This window comes from Marinobacter sp. W-8 (genome assembly GCF_044342215.1).
GTDB lineage: Bacteria > Pseudomonadota > Gammaproteobacteria > Pseudomonadales > Oleiphilaceae > Marinobacter > Marinobacter nauticus.
This window is the reverse complement of sequence record NZ_CP172297.1, coordinates 2,905,660-2,931,371: the sequence shown is the minus strand read 5'-3', so window position 1 is coordinate 2,931,371 and position 25,712 is coordinate 2,905,660. Positions and strand designations below refer to the sequence as shown.

The following is a 25,712-nucleotide window of genomic DNA, read 5'->3' as shown; positions in this document are numbered from 1 at the left end:
TTATGGCAACATCACAAACCTGGCTGCTCCGGCCGTTCCAGGAGCGTTCCACCCAAGTTTTCCTCGGAGTCCTGTTCGCCGCCCTGGTGGTGGTTACCTTCCTGCATCTGTTTATGCCGGAAGACAGTGCCCTGCACGTAAGTGCTTACACCGTTACCCTTTTGGGTAAGTACCTGTGCTACGCCCTGCTGGCGGTGGCGGTGGACCTGGTGTGGGGTTACCTGGGCATTCTCAGCCTGGGCCACGGCGCTTTCTTTGCCCTCGGCGGCTACGCCATGGGCATGTACCTGATGCGCCAGATTGGGGATCGCGGCGTGTATGGCGATCCTGTATTGCCAGACTTCATGGTGTTCCTGAACTGGCAGGAGCTGCCCTGGTACTGGCAGGGCTTCGACATGGCCTGGTTCGCCTTCATCATGGTGCTGCTGGCCCCGGGCCTGCTGGCGCTGGTGTTCGGCTTCCTGGCCTTCCGCTCCCGGGTAACCGGCGTGTACCTCTCCATCATCACCCAGGCACTCACCTTTGCGTTGATGCTGGCGTTCTTCCGCAACGAGATGGGCTTCGGTGGCAACAACGGCCTGACCGATTTCAAAGACATCCTCGGCTTCAACCTGCGCAGCGACGCCACCCGGCTTGGCCTTTTCCTGGCGACCGGCATCGCGCTGGCGGTGGGCTATGTCGTGTGCCGTGCCATTGTGACCAGCAAGCTGGGCCGGGTCAGCGTGGCCTGCCGCGATGCCGAAGCCCGTACCCGGTTCCTGGGTTACCGGGTGGAGCGGGTGCAGCTGTTTGTGTTCGTGGTCTCCGCCATGCTGGCGGGTGTGGCCGGCGCGTTGTATGTGCCACAGGTGGGCATCATCAACCCCAGCGAATTCTCGCCGCTGTTCTCCATCGAAATCGTGGTGTGGGTCGCCCTCGGTGGCCGTGCCACCCTGTATGGCGCGGTCATCGGCGCCTTGCTGGTGAACTACGCCAAGACCGTGTTCACCGGCATCATGCCGGACGCCTGGCTGTTCGCCCTGGGCGCGCTGTTCGTGCTGGTGACGGTGTTCCTGCCCAAGGGCATCGCCGGGCTGTTGCAGAAACGCCGCCAGACGGACGATGACCAACCCGGCGCTCAGGAGGCCACCGCATGAGCATCTTTGAACAACTTGCCAACCGGGATCAGGTATTTGAGTTTCTCACCCCCGTGGCCTCGCCGGTTGACGTGCGCCACGGCCCGATCCTGTACATGGAAGACGTGAGCGTGAGCTTCGATGGCTTCAAGGCCATCAACAACCTCAACCTCACCATCGACGACGGCGAACTGCGCTGCATCATCGGTCCTAACGGGGCGGGTAAAACCACCATGATGGACATCATCACTGGTAAAACCCGGCCCGACACCGGCTCGGTGTGGTTCGGCAGCCGCCACAACCTGCTGCGCATGAACGAGCCGGATATTGCCACCCTGGGCATTGGCCGCAAGTTCCAGAAGCCCACCGTGTTCGAGGCTTTGACTGTGTTCGAAAACCTCGAACTGGCCATGGCCGCCGACAAACGCATCCTGCCCACCCTGACTGCCATCATGACCGCGGAATACCGGGACCGGATTGACGAAATCCTGGAAATGATCGGTTTGCAGGCGCTGCGCGACAAGCCCGCCGGCATCCTCTCCCACGGCCAGAAACAGTGGCTGGAGATCGGCATGCTGTTGATGCAGAAACCCCGGCTGCTGCTGGTGGACGAGCCCGTGGCCGGTATGACCGAACAGGAAATGGAACGCACCGCCGAGTTGCTCACCAGTCTTGCGGGCAAACAGTCCGTGGTGGTGGTGGAACACGACATGGGCTTTGTGCGCTCCATCGCCCGCAAAGTCACCGTACTGCACCAGGGCAGCGTGCTGGCCGAAGGCACCATGGACCAGGTCTCCAACGACCCGGATGTGATCAAGGTGTATCTGGGGGAGGAGGCCTGATGCTCAAGATTGAAAAGCTCAACCAGTTCTACGGCGAAAGCCACACCCTCTGGGACCTGGAGCTGGACGTGCCCCAGGGCCAGTGTACCTGCGTGATGGGCCGCAACGGCGTGGGCAAGACCACGCTGATGAAATGCATCATGGGCGAGGAAACCGTGAAAAGCGGCTCCATCGAGTTTGCCCGGGATGTGGAACTCACCAAAAAGAAAATCGAAGACCGCTCCCGCCTGGGCATCGGTTACGTGCCCCAGGGCCGACAGATCTTCCCGCTGCTGACCGTGGAGGAAAATCTGCGCACTGGCCTGGCGGTGCGGGCCGATGGCAGCAAGCAAATCCCCGAGCGCATTTACGAGCTGTTCCCGGTGCTGAAAGAAATGAAACACCGCCGGGGCGGCGACCTCTCCGGCGGTCAGCAGCAACAGCTGGCCATTGGCCGGGCGCTGGTGATTGAGCCGAGACTGCTGATCCTCGACGAGCCGGGGGAGGGCATCCAGCCCAACATCGTGGCCCAGATTGGCGAGGTGATTCGACGGTTGATTGAAGAAGACGGCCTGACCGTGCTGCTGGTGGAGCAGAAACTGCCGTTCGCCCGCAAATACGCCGACCGCTTCGCCATCCTCGACCGGGGCCGGCGCGTGGCCGAAGGCGACATTGCCGGGCTGACCGATGAACTCATCAAACAGCACCTGACCGTATGACCGCCTATCAAGCCATCGACCGCCACGCCTCCGGCCACCGCTTCGACACCGAACGGCGCTGGGCGGCGGCCCTGGAACTGGGGTTTGAAGCCCGCGCCGAGAGCGAACCGGCGCTGGTAACCCGGTTGGTACGCCGGCGCCACCATGGCCCGTTGCGGGTACAGCGCCCCTTCTACCCGGAGGGCAAAACCGGCTGCTGCCACGTGTACCTGCTGCACCCCCCGGGTGGCCTGGTGAGCGGCGACGAACTGCGCATCGAAGCCACCGTGGCCGAAGGTGGTCACGCGCTTCTGACCACCCCGGCCGCGGCGAAACTGTACAAGGCCGACAGCCATGGCGTGGCCTGGGGCCAGCACACCCGGTTGCTGGTAGCCAAAGACGCGATTCTGGAATATCTGCCCCAGGAAACCATCGCCTTCGACGGCTCCCGGGGTTTGCAAACCACCACCATTGAACTGGCAGCCGGCGCCCGAACCCTGGGCTGGGAAGTGCTCGCGCTGGGCCGCCCGGCCAGCGACCTGCCGTTTGCCACCGGCGAACTGGAACAGCGTTTCCATTTAAGCCTGGACGGCCAGCCGCTGTGGCTGGAGCGCCAGTTGCTGGACCCGAAACACCGCCGGTTCAACGGTCCCTGGGGCCAGGGCGGCGCCACTGTGCAGGCCACCCTCTGGGCGGTCGGGCTGGACGACGAAGCTGCCGCCATCGACGTGCTGAGAGCACAGTTACCAGACCACAACCGCTGGGCCGTGACCCGGCGCCGGGGCGTACTGCTCCTGCGCTACCTGGGCACCGAACGCAACGAAGCCTGGGCCCTGTGCGAACAGGCCTGGCACCTGCTGCGCCCCATGCTCGCCGGCGTACCGGCCCACACACCCAGAATCTGGCTTACCTGACGCATAAGAGACAACGGAGTCATCCATGGAACTCACCCCCAGAGATAAAGACAAGCTGCTGCTGTTCACCGCCGCCCTGCTGGCCGAACGCCGCAAAGCCAAAGGCCTGAAACTGAACTACCCCGAAGCGGTGGCCCTGATCAGCGCCGAAATCATGGAAGGCGCCCGCGAAGGCCGCACCGTGGCCGAACTGATGAGCGCCGGCACCGAAATCCTCACCCGCGAAGACGTGATGGACGGCGTGGCTGACATGGTGCACGAAGTCCAGGTGGAAGCCACCTTCCCGGACGGCACCAAACTGGTCACCGTCCACAACCCGATTGTTTGAGGAACGCGCCATGACCCCCGGTGAATACCAACTCAAAGACGGCGACATCGAACTCTGCGCCGGCCGCGAACGCATCCAGCTGGACGTCGGCAACACCGGCGACCGCCCGGTGCAGATCGGCTCCCACTACCACTTCGCCGAAGCCAACCCCGCCCTGGACTTCGACCGCGCCAAAGCCCGCGGCTACCGCCTGGACGTGGCCGCCGGCACCGCCATTCGGTTCGAACCCGGCCAGACCCGATCTGTGACGCTGATTCCGTTTGCGGGGAAAAGGGAAATTTACGGTTTCAGAGCTGAGGTGATGGGGAGTTTGGACTCCAAGAACTAAGTCTGAGGTCCGGCGGGGGTTGCCCTTCCGGGAATGTGCGGAGGCATGGATGCCGGAGAACAAGCGCCACAGGGATGTGCCGCAAGGAGCGTTTCCCGGAAGGGCAACCCCCGCCGGGCCCGGCACCAAGATTAAAGTGAGAAAAAACATGAAAATCAGCAGACAAGCCTACGCCGACATGTACGGCCCCACCGTAGGGGATCGCGTCCGCCTGGGCGACACCGAACTGTGGATAGAAGTGGAAGAAGACCACACCCACTACGGCGACGAAGTAAAATTCGGCGGCGGCAAAGTCATCCGCGACGGCATGGGCCAAAGCCAGCGCTGCGACCACGAAGTGATGGACACCGTCATCACCAACGCCCTGATCCTCGACTGGTGGGGCATCGTCAAAGCCGACGTAGGCATCCAGAAAGGCCGCATCGCCGCCATCGGCAAAGCCGGCAACCCGGACACCCAGCCAGACGTCACCATCGTCATCGGCCCCGGCACCGAAATCATCGCCGGCGAAGGCAAAATCCTCACCGCTGGCGGCATCGACCCCCACATCCACTTCATCTGCCCTCAGCAGGTAGAAGAAGCCCTGATGAGCGGCGTGACCACCATGCTCGGCGGCGGCACCGGCCCGGCCACCGGCACCAACGCCACCACCTGCACCCCGGGCCCCTGGCACATTGGCAAAATGCTCCAGGCCGTGGACACCCTGCCCATGAACATCGGCTTCCTGGGCAAGGGCAACGCCAGCCTGCCGGAAGCGCTGGAGCTGCAGGTAAAAGCCGGCGTGATCGGCCTTAAACTGCACGAAGACTGGGGCACCACCCCGGCCAGCATCGACAACTGCCTGACCGTGGCCGACCAGTACGACATCCAGGTGGCCATCCACACCGACACCCTGAACGAATCCGGCTTTGTGGAAGACACCCTGGCCGCCTTCAAGGGTCGTTGCATTCACACCTTTCATACCGAAGGTGCCGGCGGTGGCCACGCTCCGGACATCATCACCGCCTGCTCCAAGGACTATGTACTGCCGTCGTCCACTAACCCCACGCGGCCCTACACGGTGAATACCGTGGATGAGCACCTGGACATGCTGATGGTATGCCACCACCTAGACCCGAACATCCCGGAAGACGTGGCCTTTGCCGATTCCCGGATCCGCCGGGAAACCATCGCGGCGGAAGACATCCTGCACGACATGGGCGTGATCTCCATGATCTCCTCGGATTCCCAGGCCATGGGCCGGGTGGGCGAGGTGATCTGCCGTACCTGGCAAACCGCCCACAAAATGAAAGTGCAGCGCGGCCTGTTGCCGGAAGACCAGGAACGCGGCGCCGATAACTTCCGCGCCAAACGCTACATCGCCAAGTACACCATCAATTCCGCCATCACCCACGGCATTGCCCATGATGTGGGCTCGGTGGAAGTGGGCAAACTGGCAGACCTGGTGCTGTGGAGCCCCGCGTTCTTTGGTGTGAAGCCCGCCTGCATCCTCAAGGGCGGCATGATTGCCGCTGCCCCCATGGGCGACCCGAATGCCTCCATCCCCACGCCGCAGCCGGTGCACTACCGCCCCATGTTCGGCGCCTTCGGCAAGGCGGCCAGTGCCACCCGCCTGACCTTCGTCAGCCAGGCCGCGCTGGACGCCAATATTGGTGAAGAACTGGGCCTGGACAGCCCGCTCTCGGCCTGCAAAGGCGTGCGGGACGTGCGCAAGCAGCACATGAAACTGAACGACGCCTGCCCGCACCTGACCGTAGACCCACAAACCTACGAAGTGCACGCCGATGGCGAACTGCTCACCTGCGAGCCGGCGACCGAGCTGCCCCTGGCCCAGCGTTATCACCTTTTTTAGTCAATACAGCTCAAGGCTGCTTAATCAACACAGCTCAAGGCTGTTCTGAGAGGAACGAACGGATGTTGGAACTGACTAAACGCATCACCCACGTAGACGCCAGCGAAATCCACGACAACCTGGTGCTGCCCTACGAACTGCGCATTCGCGGCCGCCTGCGGGCCACCACCGAAACCAACCTGGACGTGGGACTGTTTCTGGACCGGGGCCCGGTGCTGAGAGACGGCGACCTGCTGGAAGCGAAATCCGGCGAGATCATCCGCATTCGCGCCGCGGAAGAGCCGGTGGTCACCGCCCGCGTAGAAACCGGCCTGCCGCTGGCCCGCTTGTGTTACCACCTGGGCAACCGCCACGTTTCCCTCCAGATTGGCTCCGGCGGTGCGATTGGTGAAGACGAGCGCATGGGGTGGGTGCGCTTTCCGCCCGACCACGTACTGGAAGAACTGGCCGAACGCCTGGGCGCCACCGTGGTGCACCACACCGCCACCTTCGACCCGGAACCCGGAGCCTACAACCAGGCCGGCCAGGGCCATTCGCACGGTCATAGCCATGGCCATTCCCACGCGGACTCTCATGAGCACTTGCACGGTAAAAGCCATGACCACACTCACGCTGCTGGACATACCCATGCTCACGGCCACAAACACACCCACTGAGCCGGCTGCCATGGCGGGTGAGGGTGAACCCGGCGGCGACCTGGCCCTGCTGGGGTTGATGCAGCTGGTCAGCCCGGCGTTGCCCATCGGTGCCTTTGCCTGGTCCCAGGGCCTGGAAAGTGCCTTTGAGCTGGGCTGGGTGAACAACGAAGCGGAACTGGCCCAGTGGATTGAAGGCGTGCTGGACGACGGCCTCAGCCGGTGCGAACTGCCCCTACTGGCCCGGCTGCAAACCGCCTGGGCGAAAGACGACGGCGCCATCATCGCGCACTGGAACCAGTGGCTGCACGCCACCCGGGAAACCGCCGAATTGAGCGACGAAGACACTCGCCTGGGCGGTGCCCTGAAAACCCTGCTGGGCAACCTCAACCTGTTGCCGGAACAAACCCTGATTCCGGCCGAGCCCGGCTACATCACCCTGTTTGCCTGGGCCGCCCAGGTACGCCGGGTGCCGGTGCGGCAAACCCTGCTGGGCTTTGCCTGGGCCTGGCTGGAAAACCAGCTGGCGGTGGCCTGCAAATCCTTGCCCCTGGGCCACACCGCCGCCCAACGGATTATCGAACAACTGCGCCCGGCCCTGGTGATTGCCACCGACCAGGCGCTGGCACGGCAAGACCACGAACTCGGGCCCATCCTGCCGGGCCTCGCGCTCGGCAGTGCCCTGCATGAAACCCAGTATTCACGGCTTTTCAGAAGCTGAATAAAAACATCAAGGAGATACAGCCATGACACATTGTCTGAGAGTAGGCGTCGGCGGCCCGGTCGGGTCTGGTAAAACCGCATTGCTGCGCCAGCTATGCACCGCCCTGCGGGACCACTACGACATCGCCGTGGTCACCAACGACATCTACACCCGCGAAGACGCCGACTTCCTGCTGCGCCACGAAGCCCTGGCCGCAGACCGCATCCTGGGCGTGGAAACCGGCGGCTGCCCGCACACGGCCATTCGCGAGGATGCCTCTATGAACCTGGCGGCCATTGACGACCTCCAGCGCCGCCATCCGGATCTGGAGTTGGTGCTGGTGGAATCCGGCGGCGACAACCTATCCGCCACCTTCAGTCCGGAGCTGAGCGACCTCACCCTGTACGTGATCGACGTGTCCGCCGGCGACAAGATCCCCCGTAAAGGTGGCCCCGGAATCACCAAATCCGACCTGCTGATCATCAACAAGATCGACATTGCCGAACAGGTACACGCCTCCCTGGAGGTAATGGAACGGGACAGCAAAAAAATGCGTGGCGAACGCCCCTTCGTGTTCACCAACCTGTACGACGGGGTAGGGCTGGACACCATCATCAGCTTCATTCTCGAGCGCGGCATGTTGCCTGAGAGAAGGCCCGAAAAACTGGCTGAAATGGCCTGAGCAAACGAACCAAAATGATTACAGAACCACCAGGAGCAACACCATGAAACTGACTTCAAAGCTTCTCGCCACCGCCGCGCTGCTGACCGCTTCCGCCACCGCCATGGCCCACCCCGGCCACACCGAAGGCGGCTTCACCACCGGCCTGCTGCACCCCATGCTGGGCCTGGACCACCTGCTGGCCATGGCCGCCATCGGCTTCTGGAGCGTGCGCCAGAGCAAACTCATGAAAAACGCCACCCCCGCCTTCGTCATCGGCGGCATGGTATTCGGCGCCGCCCTGGCCTGGGGCGGCCTGAGCCTGCCTGGTGTGGAAACCGGCATCACTTTCTCGGTACTGGTGGCCGGTATCCTCATCGCCACCCTGGCGAAACTGCCGACGGCTGTGGGTGGCACCCTGGTCGGCGCCTTCATGCTGTTCCACGGCTTCGCCCATGGCGCGGAAATGCCGAAAGGCGCCACGCTGGCGGCCTACCTGGCAGGCTTCTCCATCGCCACCCTGGCCATCACGCTGGTTGGCCGTGGGCTGGGTAGTCTGATGCTGAAGGCGGATAGTCGGTTTAGTCGTGGTATTGGGGGAGTGTTGGCTGTCGCGGGAGCTTACCTGGCTGCTGCTTGATACCGTAAGTCCTCCAGAAACGAAAAAGTCGCCCGGGAAACCGCGCGGCTTTTTCAGTATATGGTTTACAAAATTTGACCTTGACGGTTTGGGAAGTTTACTGACGAGTAGGTTAGTGTGTAGTTATAAGAAACGGACAAACGCCGCTGTAAAGGATGATAGATGGACTACACCCCGGCACTACAGCCCCTCTTCGATTACCGCTGGTTCCTGATATCGCTCATCATCTTCTACGCGGTTATCAATTGCCCCTGGTTTAAAGGTAAAGCCGGCGAAGGAGTTGTAAATCTCTTCGACAAACGCTCTCGATCAATCCCGTTGCCATCTGATCAAGAGCTTTACCTTAACCAGCGAAGTCAGATCTACCCTGATCGAGTACATCACCGTCTCCCGGTACGGCGTGTTTGTGGTGGAAACGAAGAACGTGAAGGGGCGATCTTTGGGGAAGCAACGCTTAGTTGTTGGGTGAAAAGTTTTGTAGGCGACTATTTTTGTCTGAGAGGTTTATATGAAAATATATAGCAGTGCGAATGAGTTGAATATCAAAAGGCCTTATATTTTTTTGAAATCGTCAGATTGGGATGATTACAATTACAAGTCAACTTATGTTTTGGAGTATCGTTCTGAGTCTACAGATTTAATGATTGGCGAAGTTAAAATAATCAATAGTGACTTGGAACTTGGGAGGGTAACCTTCGAGAATGGTATTGATGGTCTTGGGGCAAACTTTTGTTCTTTGGGGCAGTCTGAAAGTTACTATAGGAATTTAAAAAAACTTGGCGATGATGTTTGCGTAGAGATATTAAAGTCTTTGAACGATTGTGCGTACGATAATGTCGTTTATGAAATTTTTAAAGACCTTGACCAATTTAAGTCTTCGGCGGTTAGGTTTAGTACCGCGGAACAGGCCCTGAAGTTTGGTCGAGAAATATTTAATAGGGATGTAAGTTTAAAAGAAAGCCCTTCGCATTCTTTCGAATTTAAGACCCGCCTGAAGGGGTTTGGCTCTGACCATGTTATAGATTTTACGTTTTTCAACAAAGATGATAAGGAGATACCTTCTAGTATAAATGTGATCATCGGTCGAAATGGAACGGGTAAGACCCAATTGTTGAGTGATCTGGCAAGAACCATCTCTGGGTACGGTTTTAATAGCAAGAAAGAGCTCATAAGATCGAAAGATACGAAGTTTTCAGGGGGGAAGCCATCTTTTGGTAACGTTATCGTAATTTCCTATTCTGCATTCGATAATTTTGAAATACCAGGAAAGGACGAGCAGGAAAGAGCTGAGCTCGAAGCTGAAGGGCATGTTCATGGATATAAATATTGTGGTCTTAGAGAGCGTGTAGAAAGTGGTAGGTATCGTTTAAAAGATATATCAGAAATAACTAGGGAGTTTGAAAAGTCGTATAAGAATATACGGGGTTCAGATTGTGTTGCGGACTGGGATCTTTGTATAGAACACGTGCTGGCCGATTCTTCATTTAGGTCGGTCAATAAGAATGACTTGGTGAAGTCATTCATCAGTTTGAGTTCGGGGCAGAAAATAATTCTCTCGATTCTTGCGAGTGTGTTTGAGCATATAAAAAATAATTCGATCGTTATTATTGACGAGCCAGAAACTCATTTGCACCCGTCTTTGATGGCAGCATTTATCCATTCAATCCGTTCGATTTTAGAAAGATTTGATTCATACGCAGTTGTTGCTACGCATTCACCTGTAATTCTACAAGAAACACCTTCTATGTTTGTCAGGGTTCTGGAAGGAACTCCCCAAAGACCAAAAGTGACGAGGCTAAAGTCAGAATGTTTTGGAGAAGAAATATCGACGCTGACAGAAGATGTTTTTCACGTTTCGATTGAAGAGTCAAATTTTTATAAGGTGTTAAATGATCTTTCTAACAAAGGTTTTTCCCTTGCTGAGGTAGAAAGAATGTTTAAACGGCGCCTTAGTTTTACTGCGAAAAGTTTTTTTGAAACATTGTGATGGTGGTTTAGGTATGAGGAATATCCCAGAGCCTAATTTCGATGATGTTGATGAGTTTGAGAAGATTTCTCGCTCTAAAAATAGAAAGTATCGAGATGTGCTGATTCCAATAACTGACTTTGTGGCCAAAAGATACAAAGAATATGTTGACAAAAAAAGTAATTTGGAATTGCTGTCATCAGCGAATATGTCAAGTGCTAGGGGAGAAGCTTTAACTAAATGTTACTTGTCTCCGACTTCTGTTTTAAATAAATTAAAAGAGAAAATTATATATCCAGATCTGGACGATTTTGACGCCTGTCCTTACTGCGATATTGGTGAGCCTAAAACTATTGATCACTATTTGCCGAAAGAGGAATTTCCTGAATACGCGGTTTTCTCTAAGAATCTGGTTCCGGTGTGCTCTGTATGCAATAGTAATTATAAAAAGACATACTGGATTAAGGACGGTAAGCGCTTATTTTTTAACCCATACTTCGATTCCATTCCTGACGAAGAGTTTCTGTTGGTTGAGTTGGATATTGATGGAGGGATAAAGATTGCTTACCAAACTACTGACGTTCCAAATGAGTACGAGTTTTCTGAATTATTTAAGAATCATTTTGAGAAACTTGCACTTAATAAAAGGTACAAAATAAAGGCAGCAGCGGAAATTAGTAGGAAACGCAGTGCGCTTAAGCGATTATATAATGATAAGAATTGGCAAGGTGTTTCATCAATGCTGAGTGATGAGCTTAATAAGCTGGAAGAGGAGTTTTCCAAAAATCATTGGAAAACGTCACTTTATAAGGCCTTGTCAAAGTCAAAGGATTTTTGTGACAAAGGGTTCGATAAGCCTCTTAAAATAAACTAGAAAAGTTTTTGCTAGGTCATATCTATATTCTGGGTGATGGGTATGGTTGGTCGCAGGTTGACCAATTTGCCCAGCTTGGCAATCGGATCTGGGAAAATACGAACAGATTTATTTTCCCAGCTTCTTCAGTGCATGGAAGCGCACTCGAGTCACCACTTACAGCCTCTATCTGGTTCGGTCAACTTCGCCTGCAAGAGCATGGAAGATTCTGTGCTTTCAAAAGCAAGAAGAAGCTGATGCCAAGGCAGGCCAGGATTATTGTGTCCGGTTTCTTCACGATATTATACAACGTGGATCTGAGCGCCAAGCGGTGTTCGTCGAGCGCCACCGTTTGAGTACTACCTGGCGAACCTTGAGAACCGAAAAAATAGGTCTGTCGCGGTTTTTCGAGGACAAGTGCGCCCGCGTAATGGGCCTGAATGTTGGGGGTAAAATCATCCAGATGAAATGCATCATGGGCGGGGAAAGTCACCAAGAGCGGCCGCATCGAGTTCGCTGGTAATTTGAGATCCACCTCGAAGAAAATGGAAGAGTGCTTGCGATTGGCTAACGGCTAAGTGCCCCAGAGCCTACAGACTATTCCGCTGCTTCCGATTGAAGAAAACTCGCGCACCGGGCTGGCAGCGCGCAAGGGTGGCAGCAACAAAACATCTAAGCGGGTGTATGAGCTGTTCCGGATGCTGGAGGAAATGCGAGACCGTAGAGTCGGTGACCTCCCCAATGGTCAGCAACAACAGTTGGCCATTGGCAGGATTCGAGTGATTGAACCCAGGCTGCTGATCCCGGACGAGCCGGGGAAGGAGTCAGCTGAATATCGTGGCGCAGATTGGGGAAGCTGTTCACCGCCTGATTGAAGAGGATGGTCTGACCGTTCTTTCGGTCGAGCAGAAGTTGCCGTTTGCCCGGAAATATGCAGATCGGTTTGCGATTCTTGATCGGGCGAGGAGAGTTGCTGTGGGGGGTAGCGCAGAGTTGACTAATGGGTTGATTAAGAAGTATCTGACGGCCTGATTGCGTACCAACTAGCTTGTTTTGCTGTTTTTTTCATTCATTCTCCTCAACGCCAAGTTCAGGTATTTTCGAGGCAGAGTTTTAGTTTTTTGGAATCTCGAGCGGGAAATCTTGTCCGTAATGAGCTAGTGTGACTAGTTAAAAGCTAACGGATAGAACGATTGTTAGGGACGATAACGAATGTTTCAATTATTGCTATTCAAGTCGTCCTCTATCGATTCGATTTTGAATTTCCCTCAGATAGTCATGACACCTTTATGTCCGGTGGGCAGCTTCAGTCCTGCACTAACAAGGAAAAAGGAGCGGCGGTCAATTCTCGTAGAGATTGAGCATCCGATTTAAATCTGGGAGGTTTTGGATCGAAAGCAGTAGAGTTGGTGGGCATCCTCAAAAAAGCCTCAGAAACTTGGCCAGTTCCAGTTTGAGAAAACCTCCGTGAAAACGTTGTAAATTTTCATTCCGGTGCTTGGCAAATGGAGGCCTGGCGGAGCAATTCTCTGCCTGATACCTTTGACCCATCCTTTACAGGCCTTGATTGGGCCTCGGTTCAAAGATCACTTTGCCGGCAGTATTCAACGGTTACAGAACGTAATAGGTATCTCGTAAGATGAAGGAATCACCTATAGAGATCTTAACTCCCCAGCGTGTGAGAAGTCTCCGTGGCCGAACCCTAGATGGAAAAATGGCTGAGACCTATGCATGCGATATCGCGTGGGGGGATGGCACTCAGGCAAGAGCGTTTCTCAAGTGTTTTCCGTCGTCACGTAGTCTAGGAGTAGTTAATGAACTGACTGGGTATCTCATTGCAAAAGCCTGTGCTTTGCCGGTTCCTGAGCGTGCTGGGGTCGTACAATTGAACCAATCACTGGTTGATTCAATGGATATCAAAAACTGTTCAGGTGGTGTTTATCGTTATGCGTTTGCTGTAAGTGAGGCGCCCGGGCAATCTCCAAATTCTATGTATGCAGGACTGTCTGAAAACATAGCTGCTATTGCTACACGTGAGATCTTACAGGGATGGAGGGGGCTTTCGCCGTTAATGGCATTCGATGAGTGGGCGGCTAATCAAGATCGAAATCTCGGAAATTTTCTAATAGATGAGAAAAACGAAATCTTTATCATTGACCACAGTAATCTGCCAGTCGATATCTGCTGGACCTCTGAGTCACTGGTCCCGGAAGGAAATTTTAGGAATATATTGATTGATATAATGACTTTGGGCGGCATGGTTCCTTTCGAGGGAGGGTTTGTGACGAGGGCTGCAGAACGTCATCCAGAGGTGTTTCAGTCAGTAAAGGAGGAATTAAAAGCTTGGTGGCAGGCGTTTCTCGGTAATGATCCTTCTCGTAGGGCAGCGATTGAGTCGTTTTTTCACGATCGAGCTAAAAACGGATCTGATCGACTGAACCAGAAACTTTCGACTATGCCGGTGTGACTATGCGTAATATTGACGACATTTTTCAAGAAAAACAGGATGATGTTGCATGCCGAGTTGAAGGTAAATGGTATCGGGTTCAGTGGACACCAGATCTTTCGGCCGGTGAAAGGTTGAATCTAGGTATTGCCTTTCTCCCTCAATATGGCGAGCCGTATATCCAGACAATTGATGACTTTGGTCGTCTCCGTTGTCTCTATGACGGGAAGGCTGAATACCATGCTAGCCTTGCTTGTAGAGTTGCCGAAATTATGATTGAGACTGAACCTAACCCAGAAAACTGGCGATCACCGCAGCTCAGCATTGTGGAGGGGGGGTTCGCCCAGGGCCAGAGTGCGGAGGAAATCGTTGAGAGGATGATGGTGGATCTTGTTCCTCTTGCTGCTTCACGTTTTCACCGGTCAACTCGGCATTCTCCTATTACCAAGAAGCGAGCTTATAAGAAGATTAACGAGCAATTGTCCTTCCGGTTAGGTAAAGAGTTCCGTCAGCATGTTCCCGAAGATCCAAAAGTTAAAACGGCTCTAGGTATTGATCTTTTTTTGCCTTTCCGAAGGGAGCGCAATGGACATGAAGCAGCAACGATCGTATCTGCAGACTTCACAACTCCTGAAAAGATCCAAGGCGAGCTTTACTTGGGGCAGCGGGATGTGTCTATGGCTACCACTGAGAAAGTCTTTCAGAATGGAGCAATATTTATTCTTCGTCCCGGTGGGAACATGAAGAAAAAAGATCTGAAGGTGGCTGAAGAGCAAGTTAACGATTTTTCTGTTTATCTAAAGAGTTTGCATGTTCATCACTATCTCGGGAAGGATACAGATGAGTTGACTGATGCGATTAAAGAGTGGTGTCTGGAAGGTGCAGCTTAAGTGGCGTTAAAATTGAACAATGCCTTTCTCATAAACAGATTCGGTATAGGTCTTTGATTTCGGCTCACAAGAAAGCCGGCATCTTCTCGTCGAGCTCTGGTGTCCTGTTAATTGGGCAACGTGGATCGTTTTTCTGGGAGAAGACCAGGACAGATTTATTTCCACGGCTTCTCTGAAGGTTCAGAGCTGATCTGAGTCACTATCAACCCTCTCCACATTTCGATTAATATCGGTTGCCCGCCCACAGAACGGATTCTGAGGGAAACCACAACAGATCTATTTTTCTAGAGCAAATTCCTCATCTCGAGATTTCGGTTCGTTCTCAAGTTTCGAAATTTTTGGGGGCGGCGGCGTCCAGGCTTTCAACAACTGTCCAGCCTCCTGATAAAAATGCGGAACAGCTTTCTCAAGTTCTTCAACAAACACTTTCCGGCCGCTGAACTTGCCAGCGAGATCCACCTCGTACACTACTTCAAGTGTAGTGGCCGCAGTTTTCGATGTGTCCGATTCCAGCAACTCCGGTGAATCTCGCAAATCTTTCAGGGCCTGGTAGGTGGTTTCTGCTTTGCCGGGTCGAGTAGCTCGAATGTAGAAGCCGGCGGGCTCGGTTTTCTTCAGCTGGCGCAGGAGCCAGTTCACTCTTGCTTTGGTGCTCTGTTTGTCCTTTGGGGCCGCAAGGCGCATAGAACAGTAGATCATTCGCCGTTGCAGGTCTGCGGTCACGTCCAAGTCTGCAGCCGCGTTGATAATGCTGAGTGCACAATTAAGGATTGGTGTTTTACAGAATGCTTCGGCATCGTCTTTTACGCGTTTGGCGGGGTCTAGCCGGTGTTCGTTTTTAAGTTTCAGTGACACTTCACTACCGGTTAAGCGGGACATTATGAGGCAAAGATCCCGTTGCTCTTGGTGCCAAGCTGCAATCGTGTTCTGGACTTCATCACTGGTTTTGGCCAGCGGAGCGTTACTCTTCACTTTGTTTACGACGTCTTTCCATTCAGCATTCATCTGGTCGAAGTGACTTATGCCGGAACGGTCGCTTTCAAGATAACGCAGTATCTCGCTGAGTATGAATACCTGGTCTACGTCCTCAACGCTGTCGTTCTTGAGTAGAAGCTGACACTGGGTGCGAATGAAGGCCCAGGACCAATGGAATAACGCTACGGACTTGGTGGCGTTTTTCGGAAGCTTCACAGGGTGATGAGTTGGCAGTGCTGCGAATTGGTTGGTGATGGTGATCACAGCGTCCAAACCGTGGGTTTTAGCTTGTTGGAGGTAGCGCGAAACCTGTTCCTCACCGATCGTGTCGTTGTTTACCTTGGCTTCAATCAATGCCCGCCACTCGCGGCGTCCTGTGCGGAGAATCAGAAGTCCATCCGGCCGGTCTTTCTGTTTGGCGGCTTTCTTGTCCTCGTTCTGGAAGACCACTTCTGTCCAGGCTTCCAGCGTGGCATTTGTGCCTACCCTGACATTCAGGGATTTCAGGAGTGCCTGGCGCAGTTCCAGGACTGAGCGGAGGCCCGCAAGTAGTACCGAAACGGATTTCTGTTCCCGTGCACTGTCTGCGGCTATTGGGATGAGTCGGGCGGGTTCCCCGCCAGAGAGGAAGTCAGGACGGTTGGTCACGGCTAGCTCCATGCTTTTATTCGATTTAGGTTCCTATTCAAGCGTAGCAGTGATTCGAGATAGTGCCGGTTTGATGTGTAAAAGATTTTAAAACGGAAAAGGCTTTCCCAACTATTTTGTTAAGAGGCTGAAAAGTAACGCTCCCAGAGCAGCGCCAGCGACGATCTGGCCAACGTCATTGTTTTGATTCTGGGCCTTAATTGTATTGCCCCTCACAGGTTGAACGACTTGTATGCCGTTAGCCTGAAGTTCCCTAATGTTATGAATTAGTCGCGTATTCAGCTCTTCGAAGTCGATACCTATGGCGCCGGCCGCTTGGTACATCTGGTCTACCGAGAAAGCAGACTTACCGCCCTCAAGTCGGCTGTAGCTAGGTTGGGAGAGTCCCATACGACTTGCCATCTCCCCTTGCTCAATGTTTCGGCTCTTTCTTAGGTTCGAAAGAACAACCCCAAGGACTGCAGAAAATGAAGTCTTGCCAGTGTGCATTTAAAGATCCCTTCCCAAAAAAATCATTTGACCTAGCGCATAAAGCGTAATAAATTGCATTAAATTACGTTAAACGCATACAGGATTTGATTTATGAAAGTGCATTCTAAATTAGAGATGGGAGATTTGCTATACCGTAGTAAAGGAGTGGTAGCGCACGCTGGGGTATATCTCGGCGCCGATCGGGTTTTGCACATCCAGCCAGGAGCGCGTGCCGCGACAGTGCCATTCCAACAATACGCTGACGGAAAAATGGTAGCGGTTAAGCGACAAGGCGTTCAGCGAAATGGCTTTTCGAGGAGGCTCCTTGAGATTAGTCAGAGCCAAGCTACCTACAGTCTCACATCGAACAACTGTGAGCACACTGCCTATTATCTGACAAGCGGTGAAAGGGTCAGCCCTCAGCTTCAAGCTGCATTGGGGCTCGGCTTTTTGGGAGGGGTTTTAGCCGCAAAAGGAAAGATGAGTAACTTTTTGGCCGGAGCAGGAATAGCCGGTATCGCTGCACTTCTGGTTTCAAATGCTAACCGAAAATATGACTTCACACTGCAGCCATAACACAGACGGTCGAGGCGTAAGGGGTAGACCTATTTCTCGGGGCTTTTTATATGGAGGACGTTCTTGTCCCTCATGCTTATCTTGAAGAGTTCACTGGCCCGGATAAGATCGCTCAGCTTCTTGTACCCATAGTTCACGGGAGAGAAAGAACTATTGTTGGAAATGTATTGGCCAACCTTGCCCAGATGGGCCCATCCATCGTCATCTGCAGTTTGTTCCACGGCAGTTCGCAGAGTTCTCACCAGAACCGTGTCGCCCCTCAGTTTGTTCCGGCCCCACTTGGTTTCAACGGCTGGTTTTGGCGTGCCGCCGTTACCGCTGTTTTCGGGTTCCTCTGTATCTTCTCGCAGGTTCTCCGTGTAGATAAATTGCGAGCAGGCGTTTACAAAGGGCATAGGGGTTTTGCGCTCGCCGAAGCCAAAGACAGGCAGTCCGGCTTCGAGAATTCTCATCACCAGGGGCGTAAAGTCGGAATCGCTGGTCATGAGGGCGAAGGCATTAACGTTGCCGCTGTAGAGCAGGTCCATCGCGTCAATGATCATTGACGCATCGGTCGCGTTCTTGCCGGTGGTATAGGCAAACTGCTGAACCGGCCGGATGGCGTTGGCATGTAGTTTTTCGATCCAGCCCCCCAATTGGGGGCCGTTCCAGTTTCCGTGGGCATGGCGAACGTTCACGGCCCCGTATTTGGCAAGCTCCTGGAGTACTCCTTCGATGGATTGGTGACTGACGTTGTCACAGTCGATGAGTAGAGCGATTTTGTAGTTGCTGTTCATCTTACTTCGAGCTCTCCTTGTCTCGGATGGTGGTCCTAGGGTTTGTCGGGGGAGCCGCCGGTAATTCCGCGTTGGGTGGTTCAGGCCTGCTCAGAACAGTTTACGCTGGTGCGTCTGGATGTCTGCTTCTTCGATAAACTTGAAGCTGAACGTTTCTCCGTCGAGTTCTACTGTCAGAGCATATATCGATTCGGGCCTTTGGTCGAAGCGAGTCATCTGGGATTGAAACCTTCCGCTGTAATTCTTCCCCGGAAAAACAGTTGTCTTCTGGAGATATCCATCCATCGAATTAAGGTTGCGCTGCAGGTCTGACTGGATGTTTGAAACTCCGGCCTGGACGTTGGCTTGAATCTGAGCCTGAGCTGCCGCTGAGGCAGCAGGATCATGAGTGTATGACTGAGTGGTGCCATAGTAGCTTGTAGTCCCTCTGCTTCCGTATGCAGTTCCCGAACCATAGGTTGTGGTGGTCTGAGACTGGGCAGCACTGAAGCTCTGGGCCATAGCGCTGAGGGCAAGTGCAGTTCTCCGGGATTGAGCACGACTGATGTGTTGTTGAGTCAGTTCGTTGTAAGAAAGAAGGTCAATCGAGTACTCGTCCTGCTGAAAGGAGATGTTTTCCACACTGACGTTCACGGGTTTTTCAGACTTGTTTTGAACGAAGAGAAGGCCAGTGATTGCCTCCCACGCCTGTTTTCCATCCCGGACAGCCATCTGAACCACATAGTCATCAGACTCCTGCTTCTGGATGATCCAGCCCTCTGAGAAATATGCCATTGAATCGTCTGATGGAAGGGCGTTGAAGCTGGTGTTGATCGTTTGCGTTGCGCAGCCAGATATCATGACGAAACCGAGCGCCAGAACTACGAACCGATTGATTTCATGAGACATTGCGAAAGCCATACGAGAGTTAAAAGTAGTTTATGTTGAGTGATGTTAGCAGAAGCGGAGCGGAGAAGGCCGGGAGATCCATCAGGAGTAAGTTCGTTCATGGTGCTCGCTGGGGTGGCTTTAGGCGAAGCGCCAGAAACTGTCGGTGATAGTTCGTGAGCAAGTGGATGCAGGTTTGGTGGTTCGCCAACGCGCCATGACAGGCTCTTGGGCGTCATCTTCGCAGTAGCGAATAAATGATGTTGATACCCGACCTCGAATATTTGGCGGTCTCAGGGCATAGCTAGCCATAGAGTGGCTCGATCAACTATTCTTAGGGTCATGCTATTGGCGGGTCGAAGAGCTAGCATATTCAAATGGTATTGATGAACCCAAACGCTGCGGGCGGGTGTGGTGGGAGGAAAAGGAATGTTCGATTCACTTAAGAAGCGATCTGCTCAGGCGAGAATGGAGGAAGAGAGATTCTACGCAAAAGTGATCGAAGAGTACGAGAATGGTGTCGTCCGCCATGGCCTATATGCAAAGGCGATAGAAAAATCTGGTGGGAATCCAGAAAAGACCAAAGCGCTTTATATACAGTTCCGAGTAAGATCACTTAAAGATGAATCAGAATTGAGTCACGCTCCTGATTCTGGTCGCAAGATAGGTGCTGATGCCTATTCGGAGGCTGCACGGATAGCCGACCCAAAAGGCCAAGCATGGAGCCCTCTTTTCCATATTTTATTATGGGTAATAGCGCCTTTGGTTTTGGTAATTATTTTCAATAATCTCAACTAAGAAAACGGGAATAGATTTATTTCCCGATGATGCGTTATCTCGCGCCCGGTTTTGAAACCCTTTTAAAGCAGGGGCGTTACGCCCCTGCAAACTCAAATATGATCTACAGAATTGAAATTGATTTGAATCCAAACTCCTGATTTTGAACTTCAAATCCTAGCTTTAAGATATCAGAGTATTTTTGAGCGACTCCATAGAAGACTACCTCGAGCTTCGCTTCTGCTCCTTGTGGGAGGTCAAGGCTAGCAGAGCTCCAACGTTGTTTCTGACCTCCTCTGAACAATTCAACATCGTTAAACACTGCCCCATCCTTCATAACGAGCCGCCAGGAGTTGACGCTAACTCGCTTTTGAGATCTAGCATTAAAAACTTCGATAGTGCAGGCGATGCTCTCACCTTCCCGGCTACAGTTGTTGTGCTCAAACTCTATGCCGCGATAGTAAACGCTACCACTCTCGGCGGTAACGGTGGGCATTCCATCACTGAACGTTGGATCTTGATATTCTTTTCCCAGGATAAAGAAAGCAAACGATGTTAAAAAGTAAAGAAGAAAAGCGGAAATAAAGAATAGAACTTTGCTTTTTAGGTACGTCCAAATAAATATAGAAAAATAGATGAGTGAAACGAAAATAGTGAAGAGGACAATTACGTACTCAGGTTTCCAGATGCTGTAGAAGTATATGAGTGGATCCGGGAACATGTATTCGAGGATGGCCCAAAGGACGGCAATGAGAGCAGTGATGCCGGTTAGGGTCTTCGTCGCCAACTTTTTGGTCCATCCGGCGCCATTCGCTGTAGATGTGTTGTCCGACACAATAAATCTCTCCCTTCGAAAAAGAGTCGCAGGATAGCGATTGAGGTCATCGAGGAAAAGCGTGAAATGTAAAACAATAAAAACTGGTGGCTTGAGTTAGAAGAGAGAAACTGGCACAGATTCATTTTTCCCGGACCAGGCCGGAGGTAGTAAGTTCCTGGTTGAAGATGGAAAAATAGACCCTTCCCGGTTTCGTTAAGATTATTACTCCAGGTTCCTGAGTGAACAGCGCAAAAAACAGAGGAAGCATGAAGTATTTCGCTTACGGCTCGAATATGTCACTTCTCAGATTAAGAGCGAGGGTTCCAAGCGCGCAGCGCATCGGTACGTTCACACTCGTTGAGCACGTCCTTCGGTTTCATAAGTGGAGCAGGATAGACCAATCCGCAAAATGCGACGCACTGTTTACCGGTAATCTGGAGGACTTCGTCATTGGCGCGCTGTTTGAGATACCGCGCAGCGAGAAAGGCCCGCTAGATAAAGCTGAGGGTTTGGGCTTCGGTTACGTTGAAAAGCGGGTCACGGTTACGGATGCCCTCGGGAATTCCGATGATGCTTTCACCTACTGTGCAACGTCCACGAATCCGTCTTTGCTGCCTCACTCCTGGTATTTGAATCACGTCATCGTTGGGGCGAAAGAAATCGGCGTTCCCGCTGACTACCTGGATGCCATTTCAGCCACGCCAAGCCAGAAAGACCCTGATCGAGAACGGGATGCGAGGGAGCGGGCTATCTACGATTAGAAGGGGCTCGCTATGGTCTACCGTCGTGCAAACCTGGAACACGCGGCGGCCTCGGCTCCGAACATGATGCAGAACGGACTGCTGATCGGGCTCCTGGCGTTGCTCCTTCTGGCGCCGACCTTGCCGGATGTGACCGTCTGGAATATTCATCCAGTTACCCCGATACTGCTGGGCTTCTATTTCTATGGCACCCGGCTCATACAGGGTGCCGTCGACAACCCTATGTGGTACCCCTCCGTTACTAGCGATACCCGGCAGGACGAGCCGGAGAGCGAGAGCAGCTTGCCATCATTGAGTCGTCTCTGGACCGAATTCCTGGTGCTCTAAGGGCGTGGTGTGGTGCTGATGTTTGCTGGCTGAATAGCGGCGTCATCCATAAGCAATGAGCTATCTGAGACTCACGAACGAAAAGCATGCGAGCCAAACAATGATCGAAACGCGCCTGTAATTTCAGGGCGATGCTACAGCCTCTCGCGGGTTATGCCTGAGATCCGAAGGGTTAACGGGAGCCACGCAGTGCTTTATCGTGTAGTCAGATGAATGCGATGCAAACAGGGGGGATAGCGATGACGGCAACAGACGATCAGCTTCGCGTGTTCTACGATGGCGCCTGCCCGAGCTGTGTCAAGGATCGCAGGCTCTATGAACGACTCGCAGGCAGGACCGGCGACTCGGTGGAGTGGGTGGATATCACCGGCCGTGATGAGGAGTTGGAGGAACGTGGTATAGACCCGAAAGCCGCGCTTCAGGAGCTCCATGTGGAAGATGGCCAGGGCAACATCCACCGGGAACTGGATGCCTATATCCTGTTGATGTCGCGAGTCTGGCTGCTGAAACCGCTTGCCTGGCTGATTGGTTTGCCGGTAATTCGGCCAGCGCTGGCAAAGCTGTATCACAAATGGGTGAGCGAGCGGCTGGAGCGAACCGGGCGCATGCCGTTGTAACCGCCGGGCCCTTACTGCAACTGGTATTTGACCGGCTGCAGTGGTTCGTGTGCCGGGTCGCCCAGGGCTTCGGCAACACTGATTTCATGAATGCGGCAGATGGCATCCAGCGGCAGGTCGTTGGTGTGTCGGCCAAAGGGAAACTCAAGCTGTTCAGACAGGCGATCCAGCCCGAAAAACGTGTAGGCCACGATGGCGGTGAACACCGGCGTAAACCAGCCTGCGACGCCTACCAGCCCGAACGGGAGCAGGTAGCAGAACACATACGCGGTGCGGTGAGCCAGCAGGGTGTAGGCAAAGGGCAACGGGGTGAGGGCAATGCGTTCCGAGGCCGCCTGAATGCCCGCGAGGCCATGAAGGTGCTGGTCTACGGCCGCGGTTGCTACAGAATCCAGATCGCCCGCCTTGTGGGCTTCGGCGAGTACGTCTCCGGCCCGGTGCAGCATAAAGGCGGCGGGGTTGCGTGTGCTCAGGGCCTGGTCAATGAGTTCGGGTGCCAGTGACCCGGGCAGGTCAGACCGTACATCTTCTCCCCGCAACTGGCCGCGCAGCAGGTGAGCGTGAGCGAGGCATCGGGTTAGAAGCTCCCGCCGTCGCTCCGGGCTCAGGTAAATGGTGCCAGTCCGCGCCAGGCTACGAAATTCGTACACCATATGCCCCCAGTGTTTTCTGGCTTCCCACCAGCGGTCGTAGGTGGCGGTGTTGCGCACGCTTAAAAAGATGGACAGGGCGATGCCCATGATCGTGAACGGCAGAAGTGTGTAGTCGACCATGCCGTCGAGGTAGTGGTGGCGCGATTCCTATGCCTTTTTACGGAGAACCCACTCGTTACACAAGGGGGTAAGCTTTTTTAAGCGAGGGGGGCAGCACTCTGGCCGTTGCCTGGCATTACCCTGTGGTTTCAGGGGCAACCAGATCAGGCGGCGGATTTGTGGCAGCAGTCACTGTCGCAGGGTGATAGCAGGTAAGTGCTCGAAACTTCGAGAAACTGTTCGATAATCTGTGTCATCAAGATTCCCTCTGATGGTTTATTTGAATTGCAACCTAATAGGTTGGGGCACATTCCTATAAAAAAACTTCGGAAAACCGAGACACATTGAGACCGCTTGGCGCCGGGGCTGTAAATTCCAACTGTTTTATCGACAGTCCCATGGCGCTTGAGCCTCTGACATCGACTTACTTTGATGGTAGCGGAAAGCGGTTGATGCGTGTTCGTGAGATGCGCGATTTTTAGTGCCGCTTGATTTCTCTTCTCTTGCCCTGATTATTTCTACCATCAGCCAATCAGAGGCCTGTTCATCATGACTGACGTTCGACACCTGGTGTGTCCCCATTGCCACAAAGTGAATCGCGTACCGGCCGACAAGTTGTCCGCTGGCGGCAACTGTGGCGCCTGCAAACAACCGCTGTGGCCGGATCAGGTTCTGGAGCTAACGGAGCAGACCTTTGCTACCCATACCGGGCGTAGCGATCTGCCCGTGTTAGTTGATTTCTGGGCCAGCTGGTGTGGCCCGTGCAAAATGATGGCGCCCCAGTTCGAGCAGGCCGCGAAGGTCTGGCGCGGGAAAGTGCGCTTTGCCAAGCTGAATACGGAACAAGCCCCCGGGCCGGCCGGTCAGTTTGCGATTCGCAGCATACCGACCCTGATTCTGTTCCAGAACGGCCGGGAGGTGGCGCGCCAGAGTGGCGCCATGAATCAGGCCCAGATCAGTCAGTGGCTGCAATCGCAGGGTATTCGCTAGGAAAAACCGGGACAAAGGTGCCTTAGTATGAAGTTTCTGATCATCGGTGTTTTCGCTGCCATCGTGGCTGTCCTGATCTGGCGTAGTAAACAGAACACCGCCCCTGAAGAGCAGGCCTGTGCCATCGACATTGGCAAGCTGCTAAAAACCAATCCGGATGCCCAACCGCAGGCCATTGCCGATGTGTTCCAAAAGTACGGCATTGATCAATCTCGGTGTAAGGCTGTGGGCGCGATGGTGATGCCGCAGTTGCGAAAGCAGGGTTTGAAACCGGAAGATGCCAGGATTGCGATGGGGCAGGTGAGGGCGGCTTACCCTCTTGTGCCCTAGGCTGAATCAATTCAATTGATGATCGGAGAACGCTATGGCTGGTGGATGGTCACGGGACGGCGCTGTTCAGGATCAGATAGATGCGAGTATTGAAGATGAAGTGCAAAGGGCACGGAGTCAGCTCGGTAGCGGTGAGAGTGCGCTCTATTGTGACGAGTGTGGTCGGGCGATTCCCGAAGCTCGCCGTAAGGCAATTCCGGGTGTTCGGCTTTGTATTGCCTGCCAGTCTGCGCTTGAGAAGCAGCAATCGACATCACGCGGTTTTAATCGGCGGGGCAGTAAGGATAGCCAGTTGAGGTGAGTACGATGATGGGGTCTATCGTTTCCTATTGAGTTTCGGCGCCCTGTTTATGGCAGCTTCATTGCTATCGTCGGTTTTTGCATCAACTTTCCTGAGCCCCCGTGGCGCATGGTTGTCGCCTGGTTAACCCTAGGTTTCCAACACAGTTATCCACAGCTTTTGTGAGTAAGGTTCGTGATAAAGCTGGTCAGGAATCAGGCCGACGGTCGTCCCGGTCTTCCGGGGGTTGGTTCGGCCCGCCGCCTCCGCTCTGCCCAGTCTAGCCGTTGATCGTGCATCCGAACCCGGAAGCTAGTTGTTAAGGCTTCGTAACCTGTTGAAGTATAAATAAAATGTAAGAGGTGGCGTCTCGTGTGATTCTGTTATTCTCGAATGGTTCAAAACTGACAGGTGCCCGGTGGGGCGCTGAGAACAGGCTCTCCCACCCGCGATACAGGACAAGTCAGACCACCTGAACCATGGGGTTTACATCATGAATATGAAATCACTGCTCGTTTTTCTGTCTCTGAGTGCCACCTCGTTGGGTGCCGTTGCGGGTGATACCGCCGACGCCGCGCTGGGTGGAGGTATTGGCGGCGCACTGGGGGCCGCCATCGGCAACGAGGTGGGTGGCAGAGACGGTGCGATTCTTGGCGGTGCTGTCGGTGCGGCAGCGGGAACGGCCGTGACCACCCGGGACCAAAGGGAACACGATCGCGATTATGATTATGATCGCCGCCGGTATGACGATGATCGCGGGTCTTACCGGAAGTCTCGCGGCCATTTCTGCCCACCAGGCCAGGCGAAAAAGGGTAACTGCTGAGACGCTTGTGTGTTTCCGGGCGTAGAGGGCGCGTTGTGGATATCGCCGCTGGAGGAATTGATGTGTAACCTGCAG

The 25,712-nt window shown here is 54.0% G+C and carries 33 protein-coding genes; 27 read left to right on the top strand and 6 right to left on the bottom strand.

The features are described from left to right. The first annotated feature begins 2 nt into the window (after window positions 1-2). The 18 genes from urtC to ACF8YQ_RS13610 all read left to right on the top strand — a co-directional run bounded on the left by urtC (window position 3) and on the right by ACF8YQ_RS13610 (window position 14,850). A complete protein-coding gene (gene urtC, locus ACF8YQ_RS13695; protein WP_396621720.1) occupies window positions 3-1,136 on the top strand; it encodes an urea ABC transporter permease subunit UrtC in 1,134 nt (377 codons plus the stop codon). Beyond that, the gene (gene urtD / locus ACF8YQ_RS13690; RefSeq protein ID WP_014422380.1) at window positions 1,133-1,957 is read left to right on the top strand and encodes an urea ABC transporter ATP-binding protein UrtD; all 825 of its coding nucleotides are present in this window, start codon (window positions 1,133-1,135) and stop codon (window positions 1,955-1,957) included. The genes urtC and urtD overlap by 4 nt, the downstream gene beginning before the upstream one ends. After that, window positions 1,957-2,655, top strand: a complete 699-nt coding sequence (gene urtE / locus ACF8YQ_RS13685) for an urea ABC transporter ATP-binding subunit UrtE (RefSeq protein ID WP_011786439.1) — start codon at window positions 1,957-1,959, stop codon at window positions 2,653-2,655. Before urtD ends, urtE begins: the two co-directional genes overlap by 1 nt. Further along, a complete protein-coding gene (locus tag ACF8YQ_RS13680) occupies window positions 2,652-3,548 on the top strand; it encodes an urease accessory protein UreD (protein WP_396621719.1) in 897 nt (298 codons plus the stop codon). The genes urtE and ACF8YQ_RS13680 overlap by 4 nt, the downstream gene beginning before the upstream one ends. 25 nt (window positions 3,549-3,573) lie before the next feature. Then, on the top strand, window positions 3,574-3,876 hold the full coding sequence (ureA, locus tag ACF8YQ_RS13675) for an urease subunit gamma (RefSeq protein WP_022992779.1): 303 nt from the start codon (window positions 3,574-3,576) through the stop codon (window positions 3,874-3,876). A 10-nt stretch (window positions 3,877-3,886) separates the two neighbouring features. Then, entirely contained in the window at window positions 3,887-4,204 is a 318-nt protein-coding gene (locus ACF8YQ_RS13670; protein WP_396621718.1) for an urease subunit beta, read from the top strand. A gap of 148 nt (window positions 4,205-4,352) precedes the next feature. Continuing rightward, entirely contained in the window at window positions 4,353-6,056 is a 1,704-nt protein-coding gene (ureC, locus tag ACF8YQ_RS13665) for an urease subunit alpha (protein ID WP_396621717.1), read from the top strand. Between the two features lie 62 nt (window positions 6,057-6,118). Continuing rightward, a complete protein-coding gene (ureE, locus tag ACF8YQ_RS13660; protein WP_396621716.1) occupies window positions 6,119-6,712 on the top strand; it encodes an urease accessory protein UreE in 594 nt (197 codons plus the stop codon). Further along, window positions 6,684-7,412, top strand: a complete 729-nt coding sequence (locus tag ACF8YQ_RS13655; protein ID WP_396623308.1) for an urease accessory protein UreF — start codon at window positions 6,684-6,686, stop codon at window positions 7,410-7,412. The genes ureE and ACF8YQ_RS13655 overlap by 29 nt, the downstream gene beginning before the upstream one ends. A 25-nt stretch (window positions 7,413-7,437) precedes the next feature. Continuing rightward, window positions 7,438-8,076 (top strand): urease accessory protein UreG, encoded by a 639-nt coding sequence (gene ureG / locus ACF8YQ_RS13650; protein ID WP_036219814.1) that lies wholly within the window; start codon window positions 7,438-7,440, stop codon window positions 8,074-8,076. A gap of 43 nt (window positions 8,077-8,119) precedes the next feature. After that, window positions 8,120-8,695, top strand: a complete 576-nt coding sequence (locus ACF8YQ_RS13645) for a HupE/UreJ family protein (RefSeq protein ID WP_396621715.1) — start codon at window positions 8,120-8,122, stop codon at window positions 8,693-8,695. 286 nt (window positions 8,696-8,981) lie between these two features. After that, the gene (locus ACF8YQ_RS13640; RefSeq protein WP_396623307.1) at window positions 8,982-9,164 is read left to right on the top strand and encodes a nuclease-related domain-containing protein; all 183 of its coding nucleotides are present in this window, start codon (window positions 8,982-8,984) and stop codon (window positions 9,162-9,164) included. 39 nt (window positions 9,165-9,203) lie between these two features. Continuing rightward, a complete protein-coding gene (locus ACF8YQ_RS13635) occupies window positions 9,204-10,682 on the top strand; it encodes an AAA family ATPase (RefSeq protein ID WP_396621714.1) in 1,479 nt (492 codons plus the stop codon). Window positions 10,683-10,695: 13 nt separating this feature from the next. Beyond that, window positions 10,696-11,535, top strand: coding sequence for an HNH endonuclease (locus ACF8YQ_RS13630; RefSeq protein WP_396621713.1), 840 nt, complete (start codon window positions 10,696-10,698; stop codon window positions 11,533-11,535). 557 nt (window positions 11,536-12,092) lie between these two features. Then, window positions 12,093-12,389 carry an ATP-binding cassette domain-containing protein gene (locus ACF8YQ_RS13625; protein WP_396621712.1) on the top strand — a complete coding sequence of 99 codons (297 nt, stop codon included), beginning with the start codon at window positions 12,093-12,095 and terminating at the stop codon, window positions 12,387-12,389. After that, the gene (locus ACF8YQ_RS13620) at window positions 12,352-12,546 is read left to right on the top strand and encodes a hypothetical protein (RefSeq protein WP_396623335.1); all 195 of its coding nucleotides are present in this window, start codon (window positions 12,352-12,354) and stop codon (window positions 12,544-12,546) included. The genes ACF8YQ_RS13625 and ACF8YQ_RS13620 overlap by 38 nt, the downstream gene beginning before the upstream one ends. A 682-nt stretch (window positions 12,547-13,228) precedes the next feature. Then, window positions 13,229-13,981 (top strand): hypothetical protein, encoded by a 753-nt coding sequence (locus ACF8YQ_RS13615; RefSeq protein ID WP_396621711.1) that lies wholly within the window; start codon window positions 13,229-13,231, stop codon window positions 13,979-13,981. A gap of 2 nt (window positions 13,982-13,983) precedes the next feature. After that, a complete protein-coding gene (locus tag ACF8YQ_RS13610; RefSeq protein WP_396621710.1) occupies window positions 13,984-14,850 on the top strand; it encodes a hypothetical protein in 867 nt (288 codons plus the stop codon). Window positions 14,851-15,126: 276 nt separating this feature from the next. Here the strand turns inward: ACF8YQ_RS13610 and ACF8YQ_RS13605 are convergent, their stop codons facing one another. Continuing rightward, entirely contained in the window at window positions 15,127-16,473 is a 1,347-nt protein-coding gene (locus ACF8YQ_RS13605) for a hypothetical protein (RefSeq protein ID WP_396621709.1), read from the bottom strand. Between the two features lie 111 nt (window positions 16,474-16,584). After that, window positions 16,585-16,962, bottom strand: a complete 378-nt coding sequence (locus ACF8YQ_RS13600) for a helix-turn-helix domain-containing protein (RefSeq protein WP_396621708.1) — start codon at window positions 16,960-16,962, stop codon at window positions 16,585-16,587. A 93-nt stretch (window positions 16,963-17,055) separates the two neighbouring features. Here ACF8YQ_RS13600 and ACF8YQ_RS13595 point away from each other — a divergent pair, with 93 nt between their 5' ends. Continuing rightward, window positions 17,056-17,520: a hypothetical protein gene (locus tag ACF8YQ_RS13595; RefSeq protein WP_396621707.1), complete on the top strand. Its 465-nt coding sequence runs from the start codon at window positions 17,056-17,058 to the stop codon at window positions 17,518-17,520. Between the two features lie 29 nt (window positions 17,521-17,549). On the opposite strand, the gene ACF8YQ_RS13590 is transcribed toward ACF8YQ_RS13595, so the two are convergent. Both ACF8YQ_RS13590 and ACF8YQ_RS13585 read right to left on the bottom strand, forming a co-directional pair. Next, window positions 17,550-18,296: an NYN domain-containing protein gene (locus tag ACF8YQ_RS13590; protein ID WP_396621706.1), complete on the bottom strand. Its 747-nt coding sequence runs from the start codon at window positions 18,294-18,296 to the stop codon at window positions 17,550-17,552. A gap of 90 nt (window positions 18,297-18,386) precedes the next feature. Then, window positions 18,387-19,184 (bottom strand): hypothetical protein, encoded by a 798-nt coding sequence (locus ACF8YQ_RS13585; RefSeq protein ID WP_396621705.1) that lies wholly within the window; start codon window positions 19,182-19,184, stop codon window positions 18,387-18,389. Between the two features lie 408 nt (window positions 19,185-19,592). On the opposite strand from ACF8YQ_RS13585, the gene ACF8YQ_RS13580 reads away from it, so the two are divergent. Then, on the top strand, window positions 19,593-19,961 hold the full coding sequence (locus tag ACF8YQ_RS13580) for a hypothetical protein (RefSeq protein WP_396621704.1): 369 nt from the start codon (window positions 19,593-19,595) through the stop codon (window positions 19,959-19,961). Between the two features lie 103 nt (window positions 19,962-20,064). Here ACF8YQ_RS13580 and ACF8YQ_RS13575 read toward each other — a convergent pair whose 3' ends face one another. After that, window positions 20,065-20,775 (bottom strand): hypothetical protein, encoded by a 711-nt coding sequence (locus tag ACF8YQ_RS13575; protein ID WP_396621703.1) that lies wholly within the window; start codon window positions 20,773-20,775, stop codon window positions 20,065-20,067. Between the two features lie 248 nt (window positions 20,776-21,023). On the opposite strand from ACF8YQ_RS13575, the gene ACF8YQ_RS13570 reads away from it, so the two are divergent. The 3 genes from ACF8YQ_RS13570 (at window position 21,024) to ACF8YQ_RS13560 (ending at window position 22,462) form a co-directional block, all read left to right on the top strand. Beyond that, a complete protein-coding gene (locus tag ACF8YQ_RS13570) occupies window positions 21,024-21,518 on the top strand; it encodes a gamma-glutamylcyclotransferase family protein (protein ID WP_396621702.1) in 495 nt (164 codons plus the stop codon). A gap of 12 nt (window positions 21,519-21,530) precedes the next feature. Continuing rightward, a complete protein-coding gene (locus tag ACF8YQ_RS13565) occupies window positions 21,531-21,845 on the top strand; it encodes a hypothetical protein (RefSeq protein WP_396621701.1) in 315 nt (104 codons plus the stop codon). Window positions 21,846-22,084: 239 nt separating this feature from the next. Continuing rightward, on the top strand, window positions 22,085-22,462 hold the full coding sequence (locus tag ACF8YQ_RS13560; RefSeq protein WP_396621700.1) for a thiol-disulfide oxidoreductase DCC family protein: 378 nt from the start codon (window positions 22,085-22,087) through the stop codon (window positions 22,460-22,462). An 11-nt stretch (window positions 22,463-22,473) separates the two neighbouring features. Here ACF8YQ_RS13560 and ACF8YQ_RS13555 read toward each other — a convergent pair whose 3' ends face one another. Then, window positions 22,474-23,235, bottom strand: coding sequence for a bestrophin family protein (locus ACF8YQ_RS13555; protein ID WP_396621699.1), 762 nt, complete (start codon window positions 23,233-23,235; stop codon window positions 22,474-22,476). A gap of 528 nt (window positions 23,236-23,763) precedes the next feature. Between ACF8YQ_RS13555 and trxC the strand changes: the two genes are divergently transcribed. The 4 genes from trxC to ACF8YQ_RS13535 all read left to right on the top strand — a co-directional run bounded on the left by trxC (window position 23,764) and on the right by ACF8YQ_RS13535 (window position 25,637). Continuing rightward, on the top strand, window positions 23,764-24,204 hold the full coding sequence (trxC, locus tag ACF8YQ_RS13550) for a thioredoxin TrxC (RefSeq protein ID WP_396621698.1): 441 nt from the start codon (window positions 23,764-23,766) through the stop codon (window positions 24,202-24,204). A gap of 27 nt (window positions 24,205-24,231) precedes the next feature. Further along, the gene (locus ACF8YQ_RS13545) at window positions 24,232-24,534 is read left to right on the top strand and encodes a hypothetical protein (protein WP_396621697.1); all 303 of its coding nucleotides are present in this window, start codon (window positions 24,232-24,234) and stop codon (window positions 24,532-24,534) included. Between the two features lie 34 nt (window positions 24,535-24,568). Next, complete coding sequence (locus ACF8YQ_RS13540) at window positions 24,569-24,835, top strand: DksA/TraR family C4-type zinc finger protein (protein ID WP_076657156.1); 267 nt, start codon at window positions 24,569-24,571, stop codon at window positions 24,833-24,835. A gap of 472 nt (window positions 24,836-25,307) precedes the next feature. Next, on the top strand, window positions 25,308-25,637 hold the full coding sequence (locus ACF8YQ_RS13535) for a hypothetical protein (RefSeq protein ID WP_224849614.1): 330 nt from the start codon (window positions 25,308-25,310) through the stop codon (window positions 25,635-25,637). The last annotated feature ends 75 nt before the right edge of the window (window positions 25,638-25,712 follow it).